Source organism: Verrucomicrobiota bacterium (assembly GCA_016871675.1).
Classification (GTDB): Bacteria; Verrucomicrobiota; Verrucomicrobiia; order Limisphaerales; family VHCN01; genus VHCN01.
In genome coordinates this window covers 22773-44025 of the sequence record VHCN01000014.1, presented here as the reverse complement: position 1 = coordinate 44025, position 21253 = coordinate 22773, and the positions used below count along the sequence as shown (strand labels likewise).

Genomic DNA, 21253 nt, shown 5'->3' with positions numbered 1-21253 from the left:
TCACTTCGGTAGAGACATTCGTGCCGGGTTTGGCTAACCTTTGGGCAACTTGGACGATCGAATCACAGGGCGAGCGAACAAGCCGACGACGCGACTATGAAACCCACTTCTGCCTCCTCGCGCAGCGGCGTGCTTGCCGGCGGCAACTGGATCATTGATCAGGTCAAGATCATCGACATCTTCCCCCAGCGCGAGTCGCTCGCCAACATCCTCAGCGAGTCCGAGGGCACGGGCGGCGCGCCTTACAACGTGCTCGTGGACCTCGCGAAACTCGGCGCGAAGTTCCCCCTTGCCGCAGCCGGGCTCGTCGGCAAGGACACCCACGGCCAGCGCATCCTCGACGACTGCAAGCGCCACAAAATCGACACCCGGTACCTCACCGCGACGGCGTCCGCCCCCACTTCCTACACGGACGTGATGACCGAGAAGACCGGCGGCCGGCGCACGTTCTTCCACTGCCGCGGGGCGAACGCGCTGTGGGACGGGCGCGACCTGGATTTTTCGAAATCGAAGGCGCGCGTGTTCCACCTCGGCTACCTGCTGCTGCTCGACGCGCTCGATGCCTCGCACAAAAAACACGGCACGAATGGCGCAGCCCTCCTCGCCGCCGCACAGGACGCCGGGCTCAAGACCAGCGTGGACGTGGTCAGCGAGAACAGCGACCGCTTCGCATCCGTCGTCACGCCCGCGCTCAAGTTCACGGATTACTGCATCCTCAACGAGGTCGAGGCCGGCTGCACCGCGGGATTCAGAATCCGCCGCCCTGACGGCAAGCTCGACACCGTGGCGTTGCGGCACGCCGCGGGCGCGCTGCTCCAGCTCGGCGTGCGCGAGGTCGTGGTGATTCATTTCCCCGAGGGCGGCTTCGCCCGGACGCGCGACGGCAAGGACCACTGGCAGATGTCGCTCAACCTCCCGCAGAAATACATCGCGGGCACCGCGGGCGCGGGTGACGCCTTTTGCGCGGGCATGATTTTCGGGCTGCACGAGGGATGGGAGCTGCAGAAATGCCTGCTCACCGCCGTCTGCGCGGCCGCGGCGTCGCTTTCCGACCCGACCTGCACCGCCGGGATGAAGCCCCTGGCCGCCGTGCTGGACATCGCCAGGAAATACCGCCCTCGCCCCGCGATGGAGCCGGAGTTTTAGGACTTCGGGCCCGGCTTTGGCGCCACGGACCTTGCCTCGAGGAATTGCTTCAAATCCGCCGCGGACTTCCCGCCGAAGCCCGGCACCTCCGCGATCTGCGCGACCGTTGCGATGCGCAGCCGCTGCAACGAGCCGAACTTTTTGAGCAGCGCCTGCTTGCGCGCCGCGCCGATGCCGGGGAACTCATCGAGCACACTCTCGGTAACCTTCCGAAGGCGGAGCTGCGCGTTGTAGCTGTTGGCCACGCGGTGCGACTCGTCGCGGACGCGTTGCAGCAGCTTGACCGCCGGATGGTCGAGCCCGAGGCGCAGCGGTTCGCTCGCGCCGGGCCGGTGCACCTCCTCGAATTCCTTCGCGAGCCCGATGACGGTGATGTGGCCGAGCCCGAGTTTCACAAGCTCCGCGCACGCGGCGTTAAGCTGGCCTTTGCCGCCGTCGATGAGGATCAGGTCGGGGAGATTGCCCGGGGCATGGACACGCGAGACCGCGGGTGAGACAACGGCAGGGTGGGAAAGTGCGGGGGACGATTCGGAAGATTGCTCCCCGTCTCCGTCTCGCTGTCCCGCTTGCCCGTGCCCGCGCGCATTCGTTGCCTCCGGCGGCGGCTTTGACCTCACCGGTTGACCCCGGCGCACTTTCGCGCTCACTTCGTTGACCAGCTGTTGCAGTTCCTGCGGGATCGCCCCGCCCGCTTCATCATCCCGATCGCCTGCATCCGCGACTTTGGACTTCAACCCTTGGACCGTCGACTCCTTCAACACTCGCGTGTATCGCCGTCGCACCGCTTCGGCCATGCACGCGAAGTCATCCTGGCCCGTCACCGTCTTCATCTTGAACCGCCGGTAGTTCACGCGGTCGGGCCGGCCGCCGCGGAACGACACGAGCGACGCGACGGCGAACGTGCCGCTGATGTTCGAGATGTCGAACCCCTCGATCCGCTCCGGCGGCGTGGGCAGGCCGAGCGCGGACGCAAGCTCCGCGAGGTCCCGCCCCGGGTCGGGCGCCACGGGCAGCGTGTAAGGCACGCGCTCGAAGCGCTCCATCTTCCTGGTCGTGGCGCGGACGTCCGCCAGCAGGTCGCGCAGCGCGGCCGCCTTTTCGAAATCACGCGCGGCCGCCGCTTGCTTCATCCGGGCCTCGAGCTGCGCCTGCATCTCCTCGCATTGTCCGGCGAGGAAATCGCACGCGGCCGTGACTTGCATCCGGTATTGCTCGAGCGTGACGTTGCCGATGCACGGGGCGGTGCAGACTTTCAGGTGGGCGTAGAGGCAGTGCTTGTAGTCCGCCTCGGCCGGCGTGAGCGGGCGGCACCCGCGCAGGTTGAACTGGTGCCGCACCAGGTCGAGCGTGCGCCGGAGCGCGCCCGACCCGGAGAATGGCCCGAAGTAGCGCGCCCCGTCGTTCGTGCGCAGCCGCGTCAGCGAGAACCGCGGGATCGGGTCGTTCAGGTTCACCTTCAGCATGAGGAGGCGCTTGTCGTCCTTGAAATCCACGTTGAAGCGCGGCCGGAATTCCTTGATGAGCTTGCACTCGAGCAGCAGGGACTCGGGCTCGGATTTCACCACATGCCAGTCGAAGTCGTGGATGCTGCCCACGAGCGCGTTCAACTTGAGGTCCCATCCCGGGCGCCGCGACTGCTGGAAATAATGCCCCACGCGCTTGCGCAGGTCGCGCGCCTTGCCGATGTAAATGACCGTGCCGAAGCGGTCCTTGTGCAGGTAGACGCCCGGCTTGTGCGGCACCTGCGCGAGCTTGGCGCGAAGGGGATCGGTCACGGGCGCAGTTTCGGACGGCCGGCGCGAAGTTTCAAGTTGGCCTTCGCCGCCTCCCCCTCCGTGCTGGTCAATCGCGTTTCACCGATGGTAGCCTGCGCGGCGTCATCTCATTCGGAATGAAGATCGCCCTCGGACTGATTCTGCTCGCCGCCGCGCTGGCGACTCGAAGTCGCGCCGCGGACACCGCGGTCGTCGAAGGCACCGTGCCGCTGGGCACTCCCGGGCCGGCCGCGGCATTGACGCAACGCTACCAAGTCAAGGCCGGCGTGCCCTTGGCCGCGCCGGAACCGCCCGTCGCGGTCGTGTTTCTCGACGGCACGTTTGCGCCCGCGACCAATCCGCCGCCGGCGCAAATGATCCAAAAGGGCCTGCAATTCACGCCGTCGCTCCTGCCGGTGCAGCGCGGCACGCGGGTGGAATTCCCGAACAAGGACGGCCTCTACCACAACGTCTTCAGCTACTCGAAACCGAAGCGCTTCGACCTTGGGCGCTACCTCGCCGAGGAGCCCGCGCCGTCGCAGGTGTTCGACCAGGCCGGCGTGGTGAAGCTCTATTGCGAAATCCACGAGCATATGCGCGCGACCGTGCTCGTGCTGGAGACGCCGCACTTCACGCGCACGAGCACGAACGGGACGTTCCGCCTCGAAGGGCTGCCCGCCGGCACGTTCAAGCTCAAGGCGTGGCTTGACGAGAAAACCACCCTCGAGCGCGATGTGGCGTTGAAGTCCGGCGCGACGGTGCGCGTCGAGTTCCCCGCCAAGTGAGGCCGCCATGCCTTCGCTGAATTTCCGTTTCAAGCTGCTGCTCGCGATGCTGTTTGCCGTCGCTGGCGTGTCCGGCACGACGCTCTTCATCACGCAGAAGAAAGTTCAGGCGGCCTACGAGCGCGTGTTCAAGGAAAAGATCGAGGCGCAGATCACCTACCTGCCGAAGGAACAGGAGGCTCGGCTCGCGGCCGTGAAGGAGAAGTGTCAGGACCTCGTGAAGAAAAACGTCCGGCTCGTCGCGGCGTTGCGCGAGGGCGATGCGGACACCATTTACCGCGTCGCCTATGACGAACTGCGGAGAATCTTCGCCGCCGACGGCCGCATCGGCGCGTTCGATCCCGCGGAACCACCGCCCGTGGCCCGGCCGCAACCAGAAGCGGCGCGTCCGTTCGATCCACGGCGAAAGATTCCTGCGGTCGCCGGCCGCGTGGAGGAGATGAAGAAGAAATCCGGTTCGAAGGGATCCCCGCCCCCGAGCCGGCCGCGGTTTGCCACGGTGCTGGCGTTCTTGGACAGTGACGGCAAGGTGCTCGCGGACCCGGCGTGGGCGCAATCCGGCAAGGCCGGCGACGAGCGCTTCACCACCATCATGTCGAAGGTGGGCTCGGTGATCGGCTCGCTGACCAACCAGCAGGTCGGTTACTTCGAGCTGAAGCTGGAGAACCGCCCCAACTTCCTGCTCGAAGTCATCGCCACGCCCGTCGTGGACGAGGTCGAGTCGCGCACCGCGGGCGCGCTCGTGCTCGGTTTTCCGTTCGCCGACCTCGGCGAGGCGACGATCAACGCGGTGACCGACCTGCAGAACGGCATCTACATCGGCGGACTCATCTACTCGCACACCATTCCAAACGCGGCGCGGGCCGAGCTGGCGCGCCTCCTTCTGGAGGAGATTCAGGCGCATCCCGACCCGCGCGACGACTGCATCCTCACGCTCGACCGGATTCCGCACCGTGTCTTTTACACGCCGCTCAATCCCGGCTCGCCCTTCGGTCCCGCGTGGAAGGTCGGGCTCTACTCGTGGGAGGGCGCGCTGCGGGCGCAGCGCGAACTGCGGACGCAGATCCTCGGCTTCGGCGCGTTCGCGCTCGTCGCCGCGCTGCTCCTGAGCCTCCTGCTCTCGCACAGCCTGTCCGTGCCCATCAACGAACTGGTCGGCGGCACGGCGCACATCCGTGCCGGCGATTTCGGCATCAAGGTCCCCGTGCGCAGTTCCGACGAGATCGGCCAGCTCGCGCGCTCGTTCAACGAAATGGCCGAGGGCCTCGCGCTCAAGGAGAAATACCACGACGTGCTCGTGAAGGTGACGGACAAGGACGTCGCCGCGCAGCTCCTCAGCGGCGAGGTGCTGCTTGGCGGCGAGTTGCGCGAGGTCAGCGTGCTCTTTTGCGACATCCGCGGCTTCACCGCCATGACGCAGAACATGGGGCCGGCCGAGGTCATCGCCATGCTCAACGACCACATGACGGCGATGACGGGCATCGTGAACGAACACCACGGCGTGGTGGACAAGTTCATCGGGGACTCCGTGATGGCGCTGTTCGGCGCGCCCAAGAGCTACGGCGACGACGCGCTCAACGCGGTCCGCTGCGCCGCGGCGATGCAGCGCGAACGCGCCGCGCTCAACGAAATCGTGCCGCGCAAGCTCCACCTCGGCATCGGCATCGCGACGGGCCCCGTGCTCGCGGGCAACATGGGCTCGGAGAACCGCTCCAACTACACCGTCATCGGCGAGCGCGTGAACCTCGCGTCGCGCCTGTGCGGCGCGGCCGGGCGAGGCGAAGTCGTGATCAGCCAGCCCACGCGCGACCTGCTCGGCGGCCGCGTCGTCGTGGAGGAAAAGGACCAGCTCCGGCTGAAGGGCTTCGATGCGAGCGTGACGGCGTATCGCCTGGTGGAAGTGCGCGAAGCACCGGAGCCCGTGATGAAGGGAGCGGCGGTGAAAGCATGAGTCCACTTCGCCCACGTCCTTGTCGTCGTCGTCCTCTTGCGCTCGCGGCCACTGTCTTCCTTTCGCTCGCCTTCGCATCCCGCGGCCAGTCGCTCCTCGACAAGGTCGACGACGCGCTCTTCCTCCAATCCCGCAACGGATCGGTCCGCTCCGACCTCAGCGGGTTGCTCGATCTCGAAGGCTACTACATCGACCAGCGCCCGCCGGGGATGATCTTCGGCAACGGGGACGAGTTCTTCAACCCGCGGCTCTCGCTTTTCCTCGACACGCGCCTCGGCCCGCATCTTTACAGCCTCGTGCAGGCGCGCGTGGACCGCGGCTTCGACCCCCGCTCGCGTGTCCGCTCCGCGCGCTTCGACGAATACCTGCTGCGGTGGACGCCGTTCGAGGATTCGCGCCTCCATTTGCAGGCGGGCAAATTCGCGACCGTGTTCGGCGCGTGGGTGCCGCGGCATGATTCGTGGAACAATCCGTTCATCAACGCGCCGCTGCCCTACGAGCACATGACCACGGTGAACGACGCGGCGACCGTCGCGTCCGGCCAGGGGCTCGTGAACCGCCGGGCCATCGCCGACAACAAGCCCGCGTGGCTGCCCGTGCTTTGGGGGCCGGCTTACACGACGGGCGGCTCGATGTTCGGCCAGCTCGGAGGTTTCGACTACGCGTTCGAGTTGAAGAACGCCGCACCCAGCTCGCGCCCGATGCAATGGGACGCGCATGACCGCGGGTTCGACCACACGACCGTCGCGGGTCGTCTCGGCTGGCGGCCGAATGCGGCGTGGAATCTCGGCGCATCCGTGAGCGAAGGCGCGTATCTGGACCAGCGCACCGTGACGCCCGCGGGCACGAGCGCGGGCGATTTCCGGCAGACGGTGATCGGGCAGGACATCAGCTACGCGCGGCACGGCTGGCAGGTGTGGGCCGAAGTGATCGCGTCGCGCTTCGAGGTGCCGAACGTGGGCAACGCGGACTCGCTCGCGTATTTCGTCGAGGCCAAGCGCAAGCTCGGCGCGAACCACTTCGCGGCCGTGCGCTGGAACCAGATGGTCTTCGACAAGGTGCCCACGCCCGCGGGCCCGCAGCCGTGGGACAACGACGTGTGGCGCGTGGACACCGCGTTCGGCTGGCGCCTGAGCCGGCACGTGCAGGGGAAACTCCAATACAGCTTCAGCCACCAGAAGGGGACGAGCCAGCAGGGCGAGCAACTGCTCGCGGCGCAGGTGACGCTGCGCTTTTAGCGGGGCGCGGCGGGCGGAGTCGAAGGCGCCACCGCGGGCCGATCCTCACTTCTTTGCCCGCTGCCCCGAGCTCGCGTCAATCGCCTCGCTCAAGGTTCCAAGCGCCTCGGCGCGGACGAGGGAGCCGACGAGCAACTGCTCCTTGTGATTGTTCACCACGGGAATGTTGCGCTGCTCGCTCGACAGGAGCACGTGCAGCGCGTCCGGCAGGAGCTGGTTCGGCGTGAGCACCGCGGGCGCGGCGCGCATGATGTCGAGCGCGATGACGGAGTTGAGCTCCGCGCCCGCGCCGAGGTGCTGCTTGAGGTCGTGCAACGAGACCTGCCCGAGCAGGTGCCCGCCGGCGTCCACGACCGGGATGAAGTTGTAGGCCGTGGTGAGGAACTTCGCGGCGATGTCGGGCAGCGGCGTGTTGTCCCGGACGGGGGGCACGGGCGCGCGCATCAGGTCGCCGACACTCTGGTGGCTGGCCGCGCCGAAGAGGTTTGCCTCCGAGGCGGCATCGATGCCCTTGAGCTGGAGCGGCTGGGTGTAAACGGACTCCGGATGGAGGCGCTTCGCGACGATCGCGGCCACGGCGCAGGAAAGCATCAGCGGCGGCATGAGCGACTGGTTCAGTGAAATCTCGAACACCACAATCATCGCCAGCAGCGGCGCGTGAACCGTCGCCGCGAGCACGCTGCCCATCCCGACGAGCGCGAAGGCGCCGATGGGTGGGGGCGTTGCCGACGCCCAGCCCAGCGCGTGCAGCACGCCGCCGAACGTCGCGCCGAGCGCCGCGCCGAGAAACAGCGTGGGTGTGAACACGCCGCCGACCGTTCCCGCGCCGACGGTGACGAGCGTGGACATGAGCTTGGCGAAAAGCAGGGCGCATGCGATTTCGAGCGGGACCGAGCCTTCGAGGAAGCGGTTCGTCGTGCTGTAGCCGTTGCCCCAGACCTCCGGGAAGCCGATGGCGATCATGCCGACGACCAGCCCCGCCGCGGCGAGCCGCAGGTGCAGCGGCAAGTTGAAGCGGCTGAAGAGCAGCTCGATGTCGCGCAGCATCCGCAGGAACATCGCGCCGACGACGCCCGCGAGGAGCCCGAGCAGCAGAAACCACGGCAGTTGCGTCAGGTCGCGGAACTCCACCTGCGGCACCTGATACCACGGCGGCACGAGGAAGAAACTGTGCGACACCACCGATGCGATGACCGCGGACACGATCAGCGGGGCGAAGAGCTTCATCGCGAAGTTGCCGAGGACAATCTGCGCGGCGAACACGGCGCCCGAAATGGGCGCGCCGTAAGCCGCCGCCATTCCCGCGGACGCGCCGCACGCGACGAGCATGCGGAGACGGAATGGCTGCCATCGCGCAATCTGGCCGCCCTGCGAGGCGAGCGTCGCGGTCAGGTTTGTCACCACGCCCTCGCGGCCGATTGAGGCGCCCGTCGCCACGCTCAGCACGGAGGACGCGGCCTTGATGAGCCCGTAGCGGAAGCGCAGGCGGCCGTCGCCCGCGGCCACCGCCTCGAGCAAGTTCGCCGAGTCTGGGCGTCCGACGAGCTTGAGGCCCCAATACAAGACCAGCCCCGCGCCGAGTCCGCCGAGCGTGGGCACGAGCATCCGCTGCCACCCGTCGAGCAGCACGGCGGCTTCCTCAAGTTCGCCCGGTTTCCGCAGGGTGAAGTGCTTCACCCAGTCGGTCGTAAGGTAGAACACAAAGTTCGTGATGCCTCCGAGCACTCCCACCACGCCCGCGACCACGAGGTGGAATGCCTCCTCGCTCATGAACAGCCGGACGCGGTAGCGAAGCAGGCGGCGCCAGTTCTTCCGCGCAAACTCGTGCGCAAACTGAAGTCCGCGCTCCAGGGTCGGGAACTGGGATTTCACGGCGCAAAGCTAGCCGAACCCGCGCGCCGGAACGAGGAAGATTGCGGCAGGCCAAACGCGAACGGGAGAGTCGCGGCACAGCCGCGGCGAAACCTGGAACGTGGACCCGGACGGCTACCCGCCGGTCTGCCGCTTCAAGTCCTCGTCGAGGAAGCGCGCCACGTCCTTGAAACGCGCAATGTTCTCGGGGTTCAAGCTCATCAGCATCCGGTGCGCCTCGAGGCTTGTGCGCGTGAGGTCGGCCTTCGACGCCGCGCCGGGTGCCGCCGCATGGAACTCGCCCTCCTTGGGCGGGACGCATTGCGCGACCGTGAAAAGTTCGAGCACGCCGAGGTTGTCCAGCAGCCCGAGCACCCGGCCGTTGGGATTGAGCAACTCGAACTTGGGCGGCGCGCCGTCCACGCGCGCGTCGGCCGCGCCGTGCGCCAACCCCGCGAGGACGCCGAGAAACGTGCTGTCCATCAGCGGGCATCCCGCCAGGTCGAGCACGAACCGCCCGTGCCCGCGCGCGCACAACCCGCGGATGAGCGACTTGAAGTCCTCGCTCGCCGAGATGTTCGCGCGGCCCGCGATGCGCACGCAGACGCCGCCGGACGTCACGGCGACCGACATCGTGGCGGTGAGCGGGTTCATGGGGGCGGCAGGCGCGGCCATTGAAGCGCGGCGACTCGCGGAGGAACAGCCGATTTTTGGGGCTGCCGGGTGATGAGGAGTTCGGACAATCGTCCGTCCGCCGGGCCTGACGGGCCCGCCTTGTCCACCTGCAAAACTCCCGCTTGCGCCACCCTGCCCCTTGTGAAAACGTCTGCGCCCTGTTTTATGGGACACGTCAAACTCCACATCCCCGGCCCGGTCGAGGTGAGCGAGAAGACCTTCCGCGCCCTGTGCTCGCCGATGATCGGCCACCGCGGGCAGGGCTTCAAAGACCTCTGCGCGAAGATCCAGCCGCAGCTCCAGTCCCTGCTCGCGACGCGGCAGCTTGTCTATCTGAGCACCAGCTCCGCGTGGGGCGTCATGGAGGGCGCCGTCCGCAACCTCGTCGCCCGGCGCGTGCTCAACTGCATGTGCGGCGCGTTCTCCGACAAGTGGCTCGACGTCTCACGCCGCTGCGGCAAGGAAGCCGAGCCGTTGCAGGTCCCGTGGGGATCGCCCATCCGCGCCGAGGCCATCGACGCGAAGCTCGCCACCGGCCAGTTCGATGCGCTCACGCTCATCCACAACGAAACCTCCACCGGCGTCCTGTCGCCCCTCGCCGACATCGCCGCGCTCAAGCGCAAGTATCCCGGCGTGATGTTCATCGTGGACGCCGTCAGCTCGATGAGCGCGGTGCCGATCGCGTTCGACGCGCTCGGCATTGACGTGCTGCTCGCGGGCACGCAGAAGGCCTTTGCGCTGCCGCCGGGGCTCGCCGTGTTCACGTGCTCGCCTGCCGCGCTCGCGAAGTCCGCGACCGCGAAGGACCGCGGCTACTACTTCGACTTCGTGGAGTTCCAGAAGAACGCCGCCGAGAACATGACCCCGAGCACGCCGGGCATCGCGCACGTTTACGCGCTCGCGTCCAAGCTCGACGAGTTTTTCGCCGAGGGGCTCGACGCCCGCTACGCGCGCCACCGCGCGACCAACCAGATGACGCGCGACTGGGCGGCGCGGCACGGCTTCACGCTGTTCCCCGAGCCCGGCTTCGAATCGCTCACGCTCTGCTGCATCAACAACGGCGCCAGGCCCGGCGGGCGCGTGGTGGACGTGGCGAAGCTGCAGAAGCTCGTCAAGGAACAGGGCTTCCTCATCGACGGCGGCTACGGAAAAATCAAGGGCACCACCTTCCGCATCTCGAACATGGGCGACGAGACGCCCGCGACCATGGACACACTCATTGCCGCGCTCGACTCCGCGATGGCGAAGCTCTGACCGGGGCGCGCGGCCCAACCAGTCCGTGGCAATCTCCCGACCCACCCGTCACCCGACTTTTGATGACCGCTTCGCCCTTGCACTAAGGTAGAACGCGCGACCGAGCATCCCCAGACCCGCGCCGAGCGCGGCGCCGGTCACGCCGAATGCGAGCAACAGGCCGTGGTTCCACTTTTCGCTTCCCTCGCTCCACGCGCGCTCGATGCGCTGCGGCGTGCCGACCTCCTTGTGGACCGTGAGGCGGAACACCTCGACGCGGAAGCTCGCCTGCATTCCCTTCTCGCCCGCCGTGGTGATGTAGATGGGACTGCGCCAACGCCGCTCCGGGTCCGGCTCCGGCGCGCCCGCCGCCCAAAACCACGCCGCTGAGAACCCGACCAGCGCGAGCACGCCGTTGAACAGCGGCCAACGCAGGCGGTTGAGCCGTTGCGTGAAGTCTGTGTGGTTTGTGGTTTCCACAACGAGCCACTACTTCTTCCCCGGCCTTGCGCCGGCCATGAAGTAGGCGAAGAGGTCGCGCACTTGTTGTTCGCTCATCGCGTCGAGCAGGCCCTCGGGCATGAGGGAGAGGGCGCTGGCTTGCATGTCCTTGACCTGCTCGCGCGGGAGCGCGGTCTTGTTGCCGACCAGGTCCATCACCGTCACGGCGCGGGGGGCGACCTCGACGAGCAGGCCGGTGAGCGACTGGCCGTCGTGCGTGGTGACGTTGAAGGCGGTGTATTCCTCGCGGATGGCGAGGCTCGGGTCCACGATGGCGGGCAGGATGAAGTCGAGGTTGTCGCGCTCGTAGCCGGTCAGGTCGGGGCCGATGGCCGCGCCGTCGTTGTTGAGCTTGTGGCATGCGGCGCACGCCATCTTGAAGACTTCGCGGCCGGCCTTCTCGTCGCCCTTGCCGGTCTTGAGCAGCGTCCGAATCTTCGCGATCTGGTCCTGCTTTTCCTCGGTGGTTTTGTTCAGCCGGCCCCAGTGCTTCTTGATGAGCGCGTCGCACGCGGTGTCCTTGTAGGCGGCGATGGCGAGGAGATTGCCGATGGCGACCTGTTCCTTCTTGAGCTGGCCTTCGTCCACGGCGGCGAGGAGGCGTCGCGCCCAGTCCGCGCGGCTCGCGAGCGCGGCCTGCGCGGTGTCGCGAAGCCTGCCGCTGAAGCCGGGATAAAGATCGAGCAACTCGTGCGCGATCGTCGCGGTGCCGAAGCGCTGGAGCGCGGTGACCAAGTCCAGCCGCAGCGCCTCGCTCTTCTCGAAGCGCAGCAGCTTGAGGAACGCGGGCACGGCGGACTCGACGCGCCGTTCGGCGAGCAGCGCGATGGTCTTGCGGCGGTCGGCCTCGGGCGTCTTCGCGTCGGTGAGGCGCGCGAGCGCGGTGTCGGCGGCGGGGGCGTGTCCGAGCCGCACGGCGAAGCTCGTCAGCAGCGGCGTGTGTTCGCGCGTGGCCCAAAGCTCGGCGACCTTCGTCGCGAGCGCGGGCGGGACGGACTTCACCGGGTCGCCCTGCAAGCCGGCTTCCATGCCCTTGATGAGTTCGTCCACGGCGGCGGGGTTCGGCGCCATCTGGAACAGCAGTTCGCAGTCGCGAAGGTTCTTCTCGCTGCGCTCGGCGGTGAAGCGCTGGCCGAGGCGGCTGATGATGAACTTCTTCACGATGGGCGCCTCCCACAACGTGCTGTCGAGCAGCATCTGCATCACGCGGTTGCGGTCGTCGGGGTTGGCGACCTTGCTCTCGACGGCCCACCACAGCAGCAGCGGGATGTGGATGTCCTTCTCGTCCTCGGCGCGCAGGAGCAACTCGCGCGTGATGGCGACGCCGTCGTTGCCGGGAAGCCGCGTGGCGGTGCTGGCAAGCTGGCTGCGGACTTCGGCGACCTTCTCGTCGCGCGCGAGGCGGAACATCGCGACGTGCAGCGCGGGCGCGAGCGGTTTCCTGCGGTCGCCGAGCAGGCGGACGGTCCAATAGCGGATGAACTCGTCCGGGTGCGCGAGGCATTGCGCGGCGAAGGCGTCGTCGAAGCCGCCGCAGGCGTTGACGGCCCAGAAGGATTCGAGGGCGAGCTGGTCTCCGGGGGTCGCGGGCGTCCCGCCGGCCACTTTCTGAACCGATGGATTCGAACGCACCGGATCAACCGGCGAGGACGCCGGTTGAGTGCGCCCGGGACGGGCGCGCTCCCCAGCCGGAAGGTTTGCAAGCACCATCGTCTGGAGCCGCGTGACCAGCGATTTGTCGTTCCGATCCCACAACACCCGCAGCGCGGTCTGGCGCTGGAACTTGTTCGGGTGCGCGAGGAGCTTGATGAGTTCATCGTTCGACGCCTTGCCGATATCGAACGGCTTGACCGCCTTCACCTCGGGCGATTTCAACCGCCAGATGCGGCCGGTTTCCTTGTCCCACGTGTCGTTTGGATCGAGGTGGCTGAGCCGTGTGTCGCACCAGTCGGCGATGTAGATCGCGCCGTCAGGGCCGACCTTGGTGTCCACGGGGCGGAAGTGCTTGCCGCTGGATTCGATGAGCGTGTCGGTGTCGTCGCTGCGGAAGCTGGACGTGTCGCGCGCGAGTTTCGCGGCCTGGTAACGGCTCGTGAGCGCCATGCCGGCGATGACCTGTCCTTCATACTTCGGCATCGCGCCGCCCTCGTAGATGAGCATCGTCTGCGGGAAGCGCGGCTTGTAGCCCGTGCTCTTCATGTGCTCGAACCACCCGAAGCGATACGGGCTCATCGCCGGGCCGTGCTTGGCCCAGCCCTTGATGTAGAGCGCGCCCTGCGCGTAATGCAGCCCGCGCGTGTCGCCGTAGTTGGTGCCGGAGAACACGCGGCCTTTCGCGTCGAACTCGATGCTGTAGGTGTTCCCGCCGCCCTCGGCGAAGACCTCGAACTCATCCGTCCGCGGGTTGTAACGCCAGATCGCCTGGCCGAGGAACTTCACGCCGCGCACGTCCGCCGTGCAGGTGCTGCCGTGCGCGCCGTAAAGCCAGCCGTCCGGACCCCACGCCAGCGAGTTCGCGCCGCTGTGCGTGTCCTCAAGGCCGAAGCCGCTCAGCACCACGCGCGGCGGGCCGTCCGGGATGTCGTCGCGGTTCGCGTCCGGATAAAACATCAGATACGGCGGATGCAACACCCACACGCCGCCGCGGCCCGTGACCACGCTCCGCGCCATGTTGAGGCCGTCGAGGAACACCTTCGTCCTGTCGAACGAACCGTTGCCGTCCGTGTCCTCGTGGATGGTGATGTAGTCCGCGCCCTTGAAATGATTCGGCGGCGGCGGCGGCACCTTGTCGAAGACGGCGCGCAAGTATTGGTCATACTTCACGATCTTGAGGCCGGCGGGGAACGGGAACTGGACGTAGTTGACGACCCACAACCGGCCGCGCTCGTCGAAGTTCATGTAAAGCGGCTGGCGCACCGCGGGCTCGGAGGCGACGAGATCCATCGAGAGACCGTCCACCACCTTGAACTGCGCGAGCGCGTCGGCGGGCTTGGGCGCGGGCGACTGGTCGCCGAGCGAACCGCCCGCCTTGAAGCGCTTCACGAACTCCTGGACCTTGGGATCGAACTTGTCGTCCGTCCCGGCGGGTCGGGACGCGGGCGGGTCGGCGGCGAAGGCGGCCAATGCGGCGAGGCCGAGCGCGGCCGGGACGGAGAGCGAACCAACGGCCCGCCAACGGCCGCGATTTCGGCCCCTGAACCCGAACGGACACCTCTCACCCCATCCCTCTCCCCTCCTCCGAGGAGGGGAGAGAACCAACGGCCCGCCAACGGCCGCGATTTCGGCCCCTGAACCCGAACGGACACCCCTCACCCCATCCCTCTCCCCTCCTCCGAGGAGGGGAGAGGGTGCCCGAAGGGCGGGTGAGGGGTGGCTGTGCGCCAACCGGTTCATGGGTAGGGTGCTCCCGCTCGGAGCGGGACGGGTGAGGGGTGGTCGGGCCACAGGTTCATGGGCAGGAGAGGGGCGTGAGATGCAGTTCATGCGGCGTTGGGAGAATGAACGCTTCTACGCCGCGCGCGATTCAATCACAAGCAAAGTCGCGCCGGGCCTGACCGGCGGCCCAAAACGCTTTCAATACGGTCGGCAAGCAAGGCGTCAGTGAACTGGAATAAGCCTGACCGAAGAATCCTCTCAAGATTGCTTATGAAGCCTGCCCTGTCCCGAGCCCACGGCGGCGCGCGCGGATTCACCCTCATCGAATTGCTTGTTGTCATCGCGATCATCGCCATCCTCGCGGGGTTGCTGTTGCCGGCGCTTGCAAAGGCGAAGCACAAGGGGAAGGGCGCGCAGTGCATGAACAACTCGAAGCAGATGGCGACGGCGAATTCCCTTTACTCCGGTGACAACGACGACCGGCTTACGTTTTCATGGATCAGCCCGAGTGTGAACGCTCCGGGTGGACCCTACGACGTGCCGAATCTTGCCGACAACAGTTTCTACGGTGCGATCAACGGTCAGTCGATGTTGAACCGATACATGGGCGAGCAACGGACCGTGCTCAGCCTGGTCAAGAACCTCCATTGTCCCGCTTACTTCATTAACCCGCGGCCAGCGGAGATCGCGGGCAGTGAGCGCGAGGTGCCGACGGTTTACACGAACACTTACACGATTGGTTGGGTCCGCTACGCGCATTACCGGGTGAATCCCTACATGGGCATCATCGGCATGGGGCCCGGGACACGAGGCGGAACTCCGACCGAAGAGGAGGGCGGAACCTTCCGTGGGAATCCGACGGTTCACAGCGCATTTCGACTGGGCAGCGTTGTGAACCCGGCCTCCAAAGTCCTTGCCTTCGACATCAAGCAAGGCAACGCGCGCCAGCCCTACTGCAACACGCCCGAAGGTGCGAATCTCACGTGGAACAATTCGACCGGAGACAATGACCGGAATAACGGCTTGAACTACACGCAAACATGGCAGGCGCCCGGCATCGGGTTGCTCCATGAATTTCGCAGCATGATTGCCTTCATCGATGGCCATGCGGAGACCGTGCCGAAGATCAGTGCGATCACCTTCGGCACCAGGACCGACACGCATTGGATTCTTGGACGGTAGGATTCCTAGTCGGATTCTTTGTGCCATTTTAGTTCAAATAGTCCGGAAGGTCCCAAACAGTTCGTCCCATGAAAACACGCGTTTGCCGTCCCAAGGCCGCCCGTGGCGCGTTCACACTTATCGAATTGCTCGTCGTCATCGCGATCATCGCGATTTTGGACGGCATGCTGTTGCCCGCCCTCGCGAAGGCGAAAGCGAAGGGCAAAGGCGCACAGTGCCTAAACAACACAAAGCAGATGGCGACCGCGGCGCAGATTTATGCCGGTGACATGGATGATCGCCTGATGTTCTCGTGGGCCGGGAACGACAACAACCCCGGCACGCCATACGACGTGAGCTACCCAGCGAACAACAGCCTTTACGGCGCGGTGAATGGGCAGTCCCTCCTTACCCGGTATTTGACGGCTGAACGGACAACCGACTCAGTCGTCGCGGGATTGCGGTGCCCATCCTACTATCTACCACCCGCGAGAGTGACAGCAGAAGGCTTCATCGACCACGTTCCGAAAGTCTGGACCAATACCTTTACGATCGGTTGGGTGCGGTATTCCCATTACCGGATTAACCCCTACTTTGGGAATCGTGGCTTGGGACCGGGGATCGAATCTGGCATGGGCTCCTTCGCGGCTGGATGGACCGGCCTGAACGGCTGGACTCATGTGGCGCTTCGGAACGACAGCGTCATGAAGCCGCAAGACAAAGTTCTCGCCTTCGACATCAAGCAAGACAATGCACGCCAGCCCTACTGCAACACGCCCGGAGGAGCAAACGCGACTTGGACCAATGCCACCGGAGACAACGACCGGAACAATGGGTTGAATTACCAGCAACCTTGGCAAGCTCCTGGATTGGGACTCTACCACGAGTTCCGCACGATGATCGCCTTCGTGGATGGACACTCCGAAGCAGTTCCAAAGCTCAGCCCCATCACGTTTGGAACGATCACCGATACCCACTGGATTCCAGGACGCTAGTCCGGACGGCGGTATCGACTCACTGCGGCTTCAACACGGCGTGGACGCGCCGGACCCATTGTCCGGGCGTCTCCGCACCCGTGCCCGTGTAAGGCGGCACGGGAACCTTGGAAGCCACCGCGAGGTGGGCGAGCCGCTGGTCAATGTAGGGCTTCACCTCGGGCACGGAGCCGGCCACCAGGATCAGCTTGCCCGCCCGCGTGCGCAGCGCCTGTTTCTCGGCTTCCGTCAGGTTCTCCGGCAGGAAACAAAACGCCACGATGGTCGTGCCGGGCGACTGCTTCTGGAGAAACGCAAGGAATTGGCCGGGCTTCCACTCCGTCCGCATTCCGCCGTCCGGCCGCGGAATCTTGAGCTCCTCGGTGAAGGTGAACCTGCCGAGGGTCTTGATGTGGCCCTTGAAGGCGTCGGCCTCGACGGCGATGAGGTTGAGGAAGCGCGTCATGTCGGGCAGCGGCGGGTTCTTCGAGTCGGGAATCTCGGTGATGATGGCGATGGTGCCTGAGCTGCCCATGAGCTGGAGCGCCTGCTCGGCCGCGAACACGCCCCGCGATTCGATGGGCTTGGAGACGACCTTTTCGCTCGTGGGCCCGGCCGCAAACACGCCCTGCGTGCCCATCGGCACCGAGCTGGTGTCGGGCGGCGGGTTGATGACCTTGCGGTTGAGCACGAAGGCGAGCGCGCCTACGCCGAGCAGAATCGCGATGGCGATGACGGCGCGTTTGGCCGTGTTGTCCTGTGGGGCCGGGGCTTTGGTGGACATAATGAGTCATCCGACGCGCCCCGATGGAAGCCATTCAGCAGGAGCGCAGGGAAAGACGCGGAGACGCGTCTCCATGTCACTTCAACGCGGCGAGCCACGCGAGTTCGGCGTTGAGCACGGCGAGGCAGCTCACCGCCGCAGTGTCGCAACGCAGCACGCGCGGGCCGAGGGTGACGGGTTTCACGCCGGCGCGTTCGAGCGCGTGGAGTTCCTCCGGGGTGAAGTCGCCCTCGGGCCCGATCCACACGGCGGCTTGCGCGGGAAGGCGGCCGTGTTCGCGGTGGTAGCTCCCGACCACGTCGCGCGGGTGCGCGGCGCCTTCGCGCAGCGAGGCGACGAGCGCGAGGTCGGCCGCGTGCTTCGCGAGCGCGTCCTTGAAGTTCGCGGCGGGCAGGATCTCGGGCAGCCACGGGAGGCCGCATTGCTTGAGGGATTCGATGGCGGTGTGGCGCCATTTGGCGGCCTTGCGGGCGGCGGCGGCGGGGTCGAGGCGGACTTCGCCGCGCGCGGTGAGCACGGGGGCGATGCGGCTTGCGCCCAGTTGCGTGGCCTTGCCGACGATGTCGTCCATCACCGCGCCCTTGGGCACGGCCTGAAGGAGCGTGAGGCGGGTCGCGGGTTCCGGCGAACGGCGCCGTTCGAGGACTTCGAGCGCGACCTCGCGCGGGGCGAGCGCGCGGATCTTGCAGAGCAGTTCGCGGCCCGCGCCATCGAGCACGGTGACTTGCTCGCCGCCCCGGAGCCGCAGCACGTGGAGCGCGTGGTGGGCTTCGGCCCCGGTGAGCCGGAGCAGGTCGCCGTCAGCCTCGGCGGGCGGGAGGTGGAAACGGTGCATCGAGGACGAATGAGGCGCGCGGGACCGGGCCGCGTCGTCACTTGAAGAAACTTTTCGCGCGGTCGAAGAAGCTCTTGCTGCGGGGATTGTTGTGCTCGTCGCAGGCGGAGGCGAAGTCGCGGAGCTTGTGCTCCTGTTGGGCGGTGAGGTGCGTGGGCACCTCGACGGTGACGCGCACGTGCAGGTCGCCGTGGTCGCCGCTGTGGATGTTGCGCACGCCGCGGCCGCGGAGGCGGAACATGGTGCCGGGCTGCGTGCCGGCGGGGACCTTGATGGTGGCCTTGCCGCCGAGCGTGGGCACCTCGATGGCCGCGCCGAGCGCCGCCTGCGCGAAGCTGACGGGGACTTCGCAGAGCAGGTCGTCGCCGTCTCGCTTGAAGACGTCGTGCTCGCGCACGTGGAGGACGACGTAGAGGTCGCCGTGGCCGCCGTCGCGCTGGCCGGCCTCGCCGTTGCCGGTGGAGCGCAGGCGTGTGCCGGTGTCCACGCCGCCGGGGACCTTGATCTTGATCTTGGAAGTCTTCTCGCGGCGGCCGTTGCCGCGGCAGGTGCGGCAGGGTTTGTCGATGGTGCGGCCGCCGCCGCCGCAGTGCGGGCAGGTCTGCGCGATGCTGAAGATGCCGCGCGCGCTCACGACCTGGCCGCGGCCGTGGCAATGGGTGCAGGTCTTGAGGGAGGCGCCGGGTTCGGCGCCGCCGCCGCCGCAGGCGTCGCAACTGTCGAGCTTGGTGACGGAGATTTCCTTGTCGCAGCCGCGCATGGCCTCCTCGAAGGTGATCTCCATGTCGTAACGGAGGTCGGAGCCGCGGCGCGGCGCGTTCGGGTCGTGGCCGCCGAAGAGGCTGCCGAAAATGTCGCCGCCGCCACCGCCGCCGAAGACTTCGCGGAAGATGTCGAACGGGTCGTGGAACTGTCCGCTGAAGTCGGGCCGTCCGGCGCCGGCGCCGGCGCGGGCGCGCGGGTCGAAGGCGGCGTGGCCGAACTGGTCGTAAGCGGCGCGCTTCTGCGGGTCGCTCAACGCCTCGTAGGCTTCGCCGAGCTCCTTGAATTTGTCCTCGGCGGATTTGTCGCCGGGGTTTTTGTCGGGGTGGAATTTGACCGCGAGCTGGCGGTAGGCCTTCTTGATCTCGTCGGCGGAAGCGGAGCGCTGGACGCCGAGCACCTCGTAATAATCCTTCTTGCTCATTTCGCGGCGGCGCCGGCGGGGTTGCGGGCGACAATGACCGTGGCGGGCCGGACGAGACGGTCCTTGAGCTTGTAGCCCTTGCGGAGCTGCTGGAGGACGTGGCCGTCGGGGACTTCGGTGGAGTCCTGGTGCGAGACAGCCTCGTGGAGGTTGGGATCGAAGGGCCCGCCGGCGGCGTGGACTTCCTCGAGGCCGGCATCGGCGAGGGCGCCGCGGAGTTGGGCGTGGATCATCTGGATGCCGACGCGCACGGAATCCTCGGAGGCGCCGGGCGTGGTGCCCGCGGTGGCGAGCGCGGCGTCAAAATTGTCGAGCACGGGGATGAGCTTGGTGAAAAGCTGCTCGTTCGCGTAGCGGACGGCGTCCTGCCGGTCGCGGATGGCACGCTTGCGGAGGTTTTCGAGGTCAGCGGTGGTGCGGAGCAACCGCTCCCAGTGCTCGGCGGCCTTGGCGGCGCGGGTTTTCAAGTCCGCGAGTTGCTCGGGCGTGGGCGGACCGTCATCGGCCGGCGGCGGCGCGGATTCTGCCGCGGCGGCCTCGACGGGCGCGGGTTCCTCAGGTTGGGCGTCGTCAGGCTTGTCGCTCATTTTGAACCAGTTCTTCAAAGGAGCGGGAAGATACACAAGGCGCGCGGAGCGGGCAATATTCGTGAGAGAATCTCCCGTAACGCCGCAGGCCGGAGCGGTTGAATAATCCCGCCCTCCGCAGTCCTACGGTGGGCAAAACAATTCGTCCAATGGCTTGAAATGGTTTCCACCCGGGACTTTAATCCAGCGAACACGTGAGTCCCGACCGATCCGAGTGAGCAACGGTTTCCAACCGAAAGAAAGGGCCAAGTCCCTGAAGATGGTCGCGTGCGGCGGCTGCGGGACGAAGAACTTCATCCCGAGCGACCTGCCGCCGTTCCAGACGACGCCGTGCAACAAGTGCGGGCACCCGGTGATGATCGCGGTGCGGATGCGGCAGTTCGAGTTGCGCGGGGTGATTGCGTCCGGCGGCATGGGCACGGTCTTCCGGTCGTGGGACACGATGCTGCATCGCGAGGTGGCGGTGAAGCTGATGAAGCCCGAGCTGGCCTCGGACCCGCAGCAAGTGGAGCAGTTCGCCCGCGAGGCGCGCGCGTGCGCCGGCCTCAACCACACGAACATCATCCACATCTACACGTTCGACCAGCACGAGAATTACAAGTATCTCGTCATGGAACTGGCGGATTGCGGCACGCTCGACGGCCGCATCGAGAAGGAGGGCCGCGTCGAGGAGCTTTACGTGCTGGACGTCGGCATTCGCATCGCGTCCGCGCTCGACACCGCGCTCAAGCACAACCTCCTGCATCTCGACATCAAGCCCGGCAACATCCTCTTCAACTCCGAGGGCGAGCCCAAACTGGTGGACTTCGGCCTCGCCCAAGCCGCCGAAGCCGAGCGCAAGCCTGACGACGGCATCTTCGGCACGCCTTACTACATCGCGCCGGAGCGCATCCGCGACCAGCGCGAGGATTTCCGGTCCGACATGTATAGCCTCGCGGGCACGCTTTACCACGCGTTGACCGGACGCGTGCCGTTCGAGGCACCAAGCATCAACGAGGTCGCGATGGCGCACGTGAACCAGCCGCTTGTGCCGCCGAACGAAATCGTCACGGACGTGTCGGATCAAACCAACGCCGCGATTGTCTGCGCGATGTCCAAGAATCCCGATGAGCGCTACATGAGCTACCAGGACTTCGGCATGGCACTCGAGGCGTCGCGGAGCTACCTGCTGGTGAAGAAATACCGCCCGGGCTATTGATCGCTTTCTGGTCCGACGC

General features: G+C 66.6%; 17 protein-coding genes. 8 read left to right on the top strand and 9 right to left on the bottom strand.

Translation table 11 applies throughout. The features are described 5' to 3' along the window. Positions 1–96: 96 nt before the first annotated feature. Positions 97–1146 (top strand): carbohydrate kinase family protein, encoded by a 1050-nt coding sequence (locus FJ386_05120; GenBank protein MBM3876087.1) that lies wholly within the window; start codon positions 97–99, stop codon positions 1144–1146. Here FJ386_05120 and FJ386_05115 read toward each other — a convergent pair. Beyond that, positions 1143–2921 carry an excinuclease ABC subunit UvrC gene (locus FJ386_05115; protein ID MBM3876086.1) on the bottom strand — a complete coding sequence of 593 codons (1779 nt, stop codon included), beginning with the start codon at positions 2919–2921 and terminating at the stop codon, positions 1143–1145. The genes FJ386_05120 and FJ386_05115 overlap by 4 nt on opposite strands. A 116-nt stretch (positions 2922–3037) precedes the next feature. Here FJ386_05115 and FJ386_05110 point away from each other — a divergent pair, with 116 nt between their 5' ends. From FJ386_05110 to FJ386_05100, 3 genes are read left to right on the top strand one after another with little or no spacing between them, the layout of a single operon-like run. Further along, positions 3038–3685 carry a hypothetical protein gene (locus tag FJ386_05110; GenBank protein ID MBM3876085.1) on the top strand — a complete coding sequence of 216 codons (648 nt, stop codon included), beginning with the start codon at positions 3038–3040 and terminating at the stop codon, positions 3683–3685. Positions 3686–3692: 7 nt separating this feature from the next. Then, entirely contained in the window at positions 3693–5636 is a 1944-nt protein-coding gene (locus FJ386_05105) for an adenylate/guanylate cyclase domain-containing protein (GenBank protein MBM3876084.1), read from the top strand. Beyond that, positions 5633–6874, top strand: a complete 1242-nt coding sequence (locus FJ386_05100) for a hypothetical protein (GenBank protein MBM3876083.1) — start codon at positions 5633–5635, stop codon at positions 6872–6874. The genes FJ386_05105 and FJ386_05100 overlap by 4 nt, the downstream gene beginning before the upstream one ends. Before the next feature lie 45 nt (positions 6875–6919). Here the strand turns inward: FJ386_05100 and FJ386_05095 are convergent, their stop codons facing one another. Beyond that, positions 6920–8644 carry a CBS domain-containing protein gene (locus FJ386_05095; protein MBM3876082.1) on the bottom strand — a complete coding sequence of 575 codons (1725 nt, stop codon included), beginning with the start codon at positions 8642–8644 and terminating at the stop codon, positions 6920–6922. A 216-nt stretch (positions 8645–8860) separates the two neighbouring features. Next, positions 8861–9379 (bottom strand): STAS domain-containing protein, encoded by a 519-nt coding sequence (locus FJ386_05090; GenBank protein ID MBM3876081.1) that lies wholly within the window; start codon positions 9377–9379, stop codon positions 8861–8863. Between the two features lie 186 nt (positions 9380–9565). Here FJ386_05090 and FJ386_05085 point away from each other — a divergent pair, with 186 nt between their 5' ends. Next, a complete protein-coding gene (locus FJ386_05085; protein MBM3876080.1) occupies positions 9566–10654 on the top strand; it encodes an alanine--glyoxylate aminotransferase family protein in 1089 nt (362 codons plus the stop codon). A gap of 48 nt (positions 10655–10702) precedes the next feature. Here FJ386_05085 and FJ386_05080 read toward each other — a convergent pair whose 3' ends face one another. Together FJ386_05080 and FJ386_05075 are read right to left on the bottom strand one after the other, a co-directional pair. Next, positions 10703–11113, bottom strand: coding sequence for a hypothetical protein (locus tag FJ386_05080; GenBank protein ID MBM3876079.1), 411 nt, complete (start codon positions 11111–11113; stop codon positions 10703–10705). 9 nt (positions 11114–11122) lie between these two features. After that, positions 11123–14257 carry a c-type cytochrome gene (locus tag FJ386_05075; GenBank protein MBM3876078.1) on the bottom strand — a complete coding sequence of 1045 codons (3135 nt, stop codon included), beginning with the start codon at positions 14255–14257 and terminating at the stop codon, positions 11123–11125. A 522-nt stretch (positions 14258–14779) separates the two neighbouring features. On the opposite strand from FJ386_05075, the gene FJ386_05070 reads away from it, so the two are divergent. Further along, positions 14780–15691 (top strand): prepilin-type N-terminal cleavage/methylation domain-containing protein, encoded by a 912-nt coding sequence (locus FJ386_05070; protein ID MBM3876077.1) that lies wholly within the window; start codon positions 14780–14782, stop codon positions 15689–15691. 68 nt (positions 15692–15759) lie between these two features. Continuing rightward, positions 15760–16665, top strand: coding sequence for a prepilin-type N-terminal cleavage/methylation domain-containing protein (locus FJ386_05065; protein ID MBM3876076.1), 906 nt, complete (start codon positions 15760–15762; stop codon positions 16663–16665). Positions 16666–16684: 19 nt separating this feature from the next. On the opposite strand, the gene FJ386_05060 is transcribed toward FJ386_05065, so the two are convergent. The 4 genes from FJ386_05060 to grpE form a co-directional block, all read right to left on the bottom strand. Beyond that, positions 16685–17428 carry a hypothetical protein gene (locus tag FJ386_05060; protein ID MBM3876075.1) on the bottom strand — a complete coding sequence of 248 codons (744 nt, stop codon included), beginning with the start codon at positions 17426–17428 and terminating at the stop codon, positions 16685–16687. 76 nt (positions 17429–17504) lie between these two features. Further along, the gene (locus FJ386_05055; protein MBM3876074.1) at positions 17505–18263 is read right to left on the bottom strand and encodes a 16S rRNA (uracil(1498)-N(3))-methyltransferase; all 759 of its coding nucleotides are present in this window, start codon (positions 18261–18263) and stop codon (positions 17505–17507) included. Between the two features lie 37 nt (positions 18264–18300). Beyond that, positions 18301–19449 (bottom strand): molecular chaperone DnaJ, encoded by a 1149-nt coding sequence (gene dnaJ, locus FJ386_05050; GenBank protein MBM3876073.1) that lies wholly within the window; start codon positions 19447–19449, stop codon positions 18301–18303. Then, positions 19446–20036 (bottom strand): nucleotide exchange factor GrpE, encoded by a 591-nt coding sequence (gene grpE / locus FJ386_05045; protein MBM3876072.1) that lies wholly within the window; start codon positions 20034–20036, stop codon positions 19446–19448. Before grpE ends, dnaJ begins: the two co-directional genes overlap by 4 nt. A gap of 259 nt (positions 20037–20295) precedes the next feature. Between grpE and FJ386_05040 the strand changes: the two genes are divergently transcribed. Then, a complete protein-coding gene (locus tag FJ386_05040) occupies positions 20296–21234 on the top strand; it encodes a serine/threonine protein kinase (protein MBM3876071.1) in 939 nt (312 codons plus the stop codon). Positions 21235–21253: the final 19 nt, after the last annotated feature.

What these genes read in the sequence shown, in the direction of transcription:
- FJ386_05120 (MBM3876087.1), top strand. Translation starts at nt 97, where the DNA reads ATGAAACCCACTTCTGCCTCCTCGCGCAGCGGCGTGCTTGCCGGCGGC.
- FJ386_05110 (MBM3876085.1), top strand. Translation starts at nt 3,038, where the DNA reads ATGAAGATCGCCCTCGGACTGATTCTGCTCGCCGCCGCGCTGGCGACT.
- FJ386_05105 (MBM3876084.1), top strand. Translation starts at nt 3,693, where the DNA reads ATGCCTTCGCTGAATTTCCGTTTCAAGCTGCTGCTCGCGATGCTGTTT.
- FJ386_05100 (MBM3876083.1), top strand. Translation starts at nt 5,633, where the DNA reads ATGAGTCCACTTCGCCCACGTCCTTGTCGTCGTCGTCCTCTTGCGCTC.
- FJ386_05095 (MBM3876082.1), bottom strand. Translation starts at nt 8,644, where the DNA reads ATGAGCGAGGAGGCATTCCACCTCGTGGTCGCGGGCGTGGTGGGAGTG.
- FJ386_05090 (MBM3876081.1), bottom strand. Translation starts at nt 9,379, where the DNA reads ATGAACCCGCTCACCGCCACGATGTCGGTCGCCGTGACGTCCGGCGGC.
- FJ386_05085 (MBM3876080.1), top strand. Translation starts at nt 9,566, where the DNA reads ATGGGACACGTCAAACTCCACATCCCCGGCCCGGTCGAGGTGAGCGAG.
- FJ386_05070 (MBM3876077.1), top strand. Translation starts at nt 14,780, where the DNA reads ATGAAGCCTGCCCTGTCCCGAGCCCACGGCGGCGCGCGCGGATTCACC.
- FJ386_05065 (MBM3876076.1), top strand. Translation starts at nt 15,760, where the DNA reads ATGAAAACACGCGTTTGCCGTCCCAAGGCCGCCCGTGGCGCGTTCACA.
- FJ386_05060 (MBM3876075.1), bottom strand. Translation starts at nt 17,428, where the DNA reads ATGTCCACCAAAGCCCCGGCCCCACAGGACAACACGGCCAAACGCGCC.
- FJ386_05055 (MBM3876074.1), bottom strand. Translation starts at nt 18,263, where the DNA reads ATGCACCGTTTCCACCTCCCGCCCGCCGAGGCTGACGGCGACCTGCTC.
- dnaJ (MBM3876073.1), bottom strand. Translation starts at nt 19,449, where the DNA reads ATGAGCAAGAAGGATTATTACGAGGTGCTCGGCGTCCAGCGCTCCGCT.
- grpE (MBM3876072.1), bottom strand. Translation starts at nt 20,036, where the DNA reads ATGAGCGACAAGCCTGACGACGCCCAACCTGAGGAACCCGCGCCCGTC.
- FJ386_05040 (MBM3876071.1), top strand. Translation starts at nt 20,296, where the DNA reads ATGGTCGCGTGCGGCGGCTGCGGGACGAAGAACTTCATCCCGAGCGAC.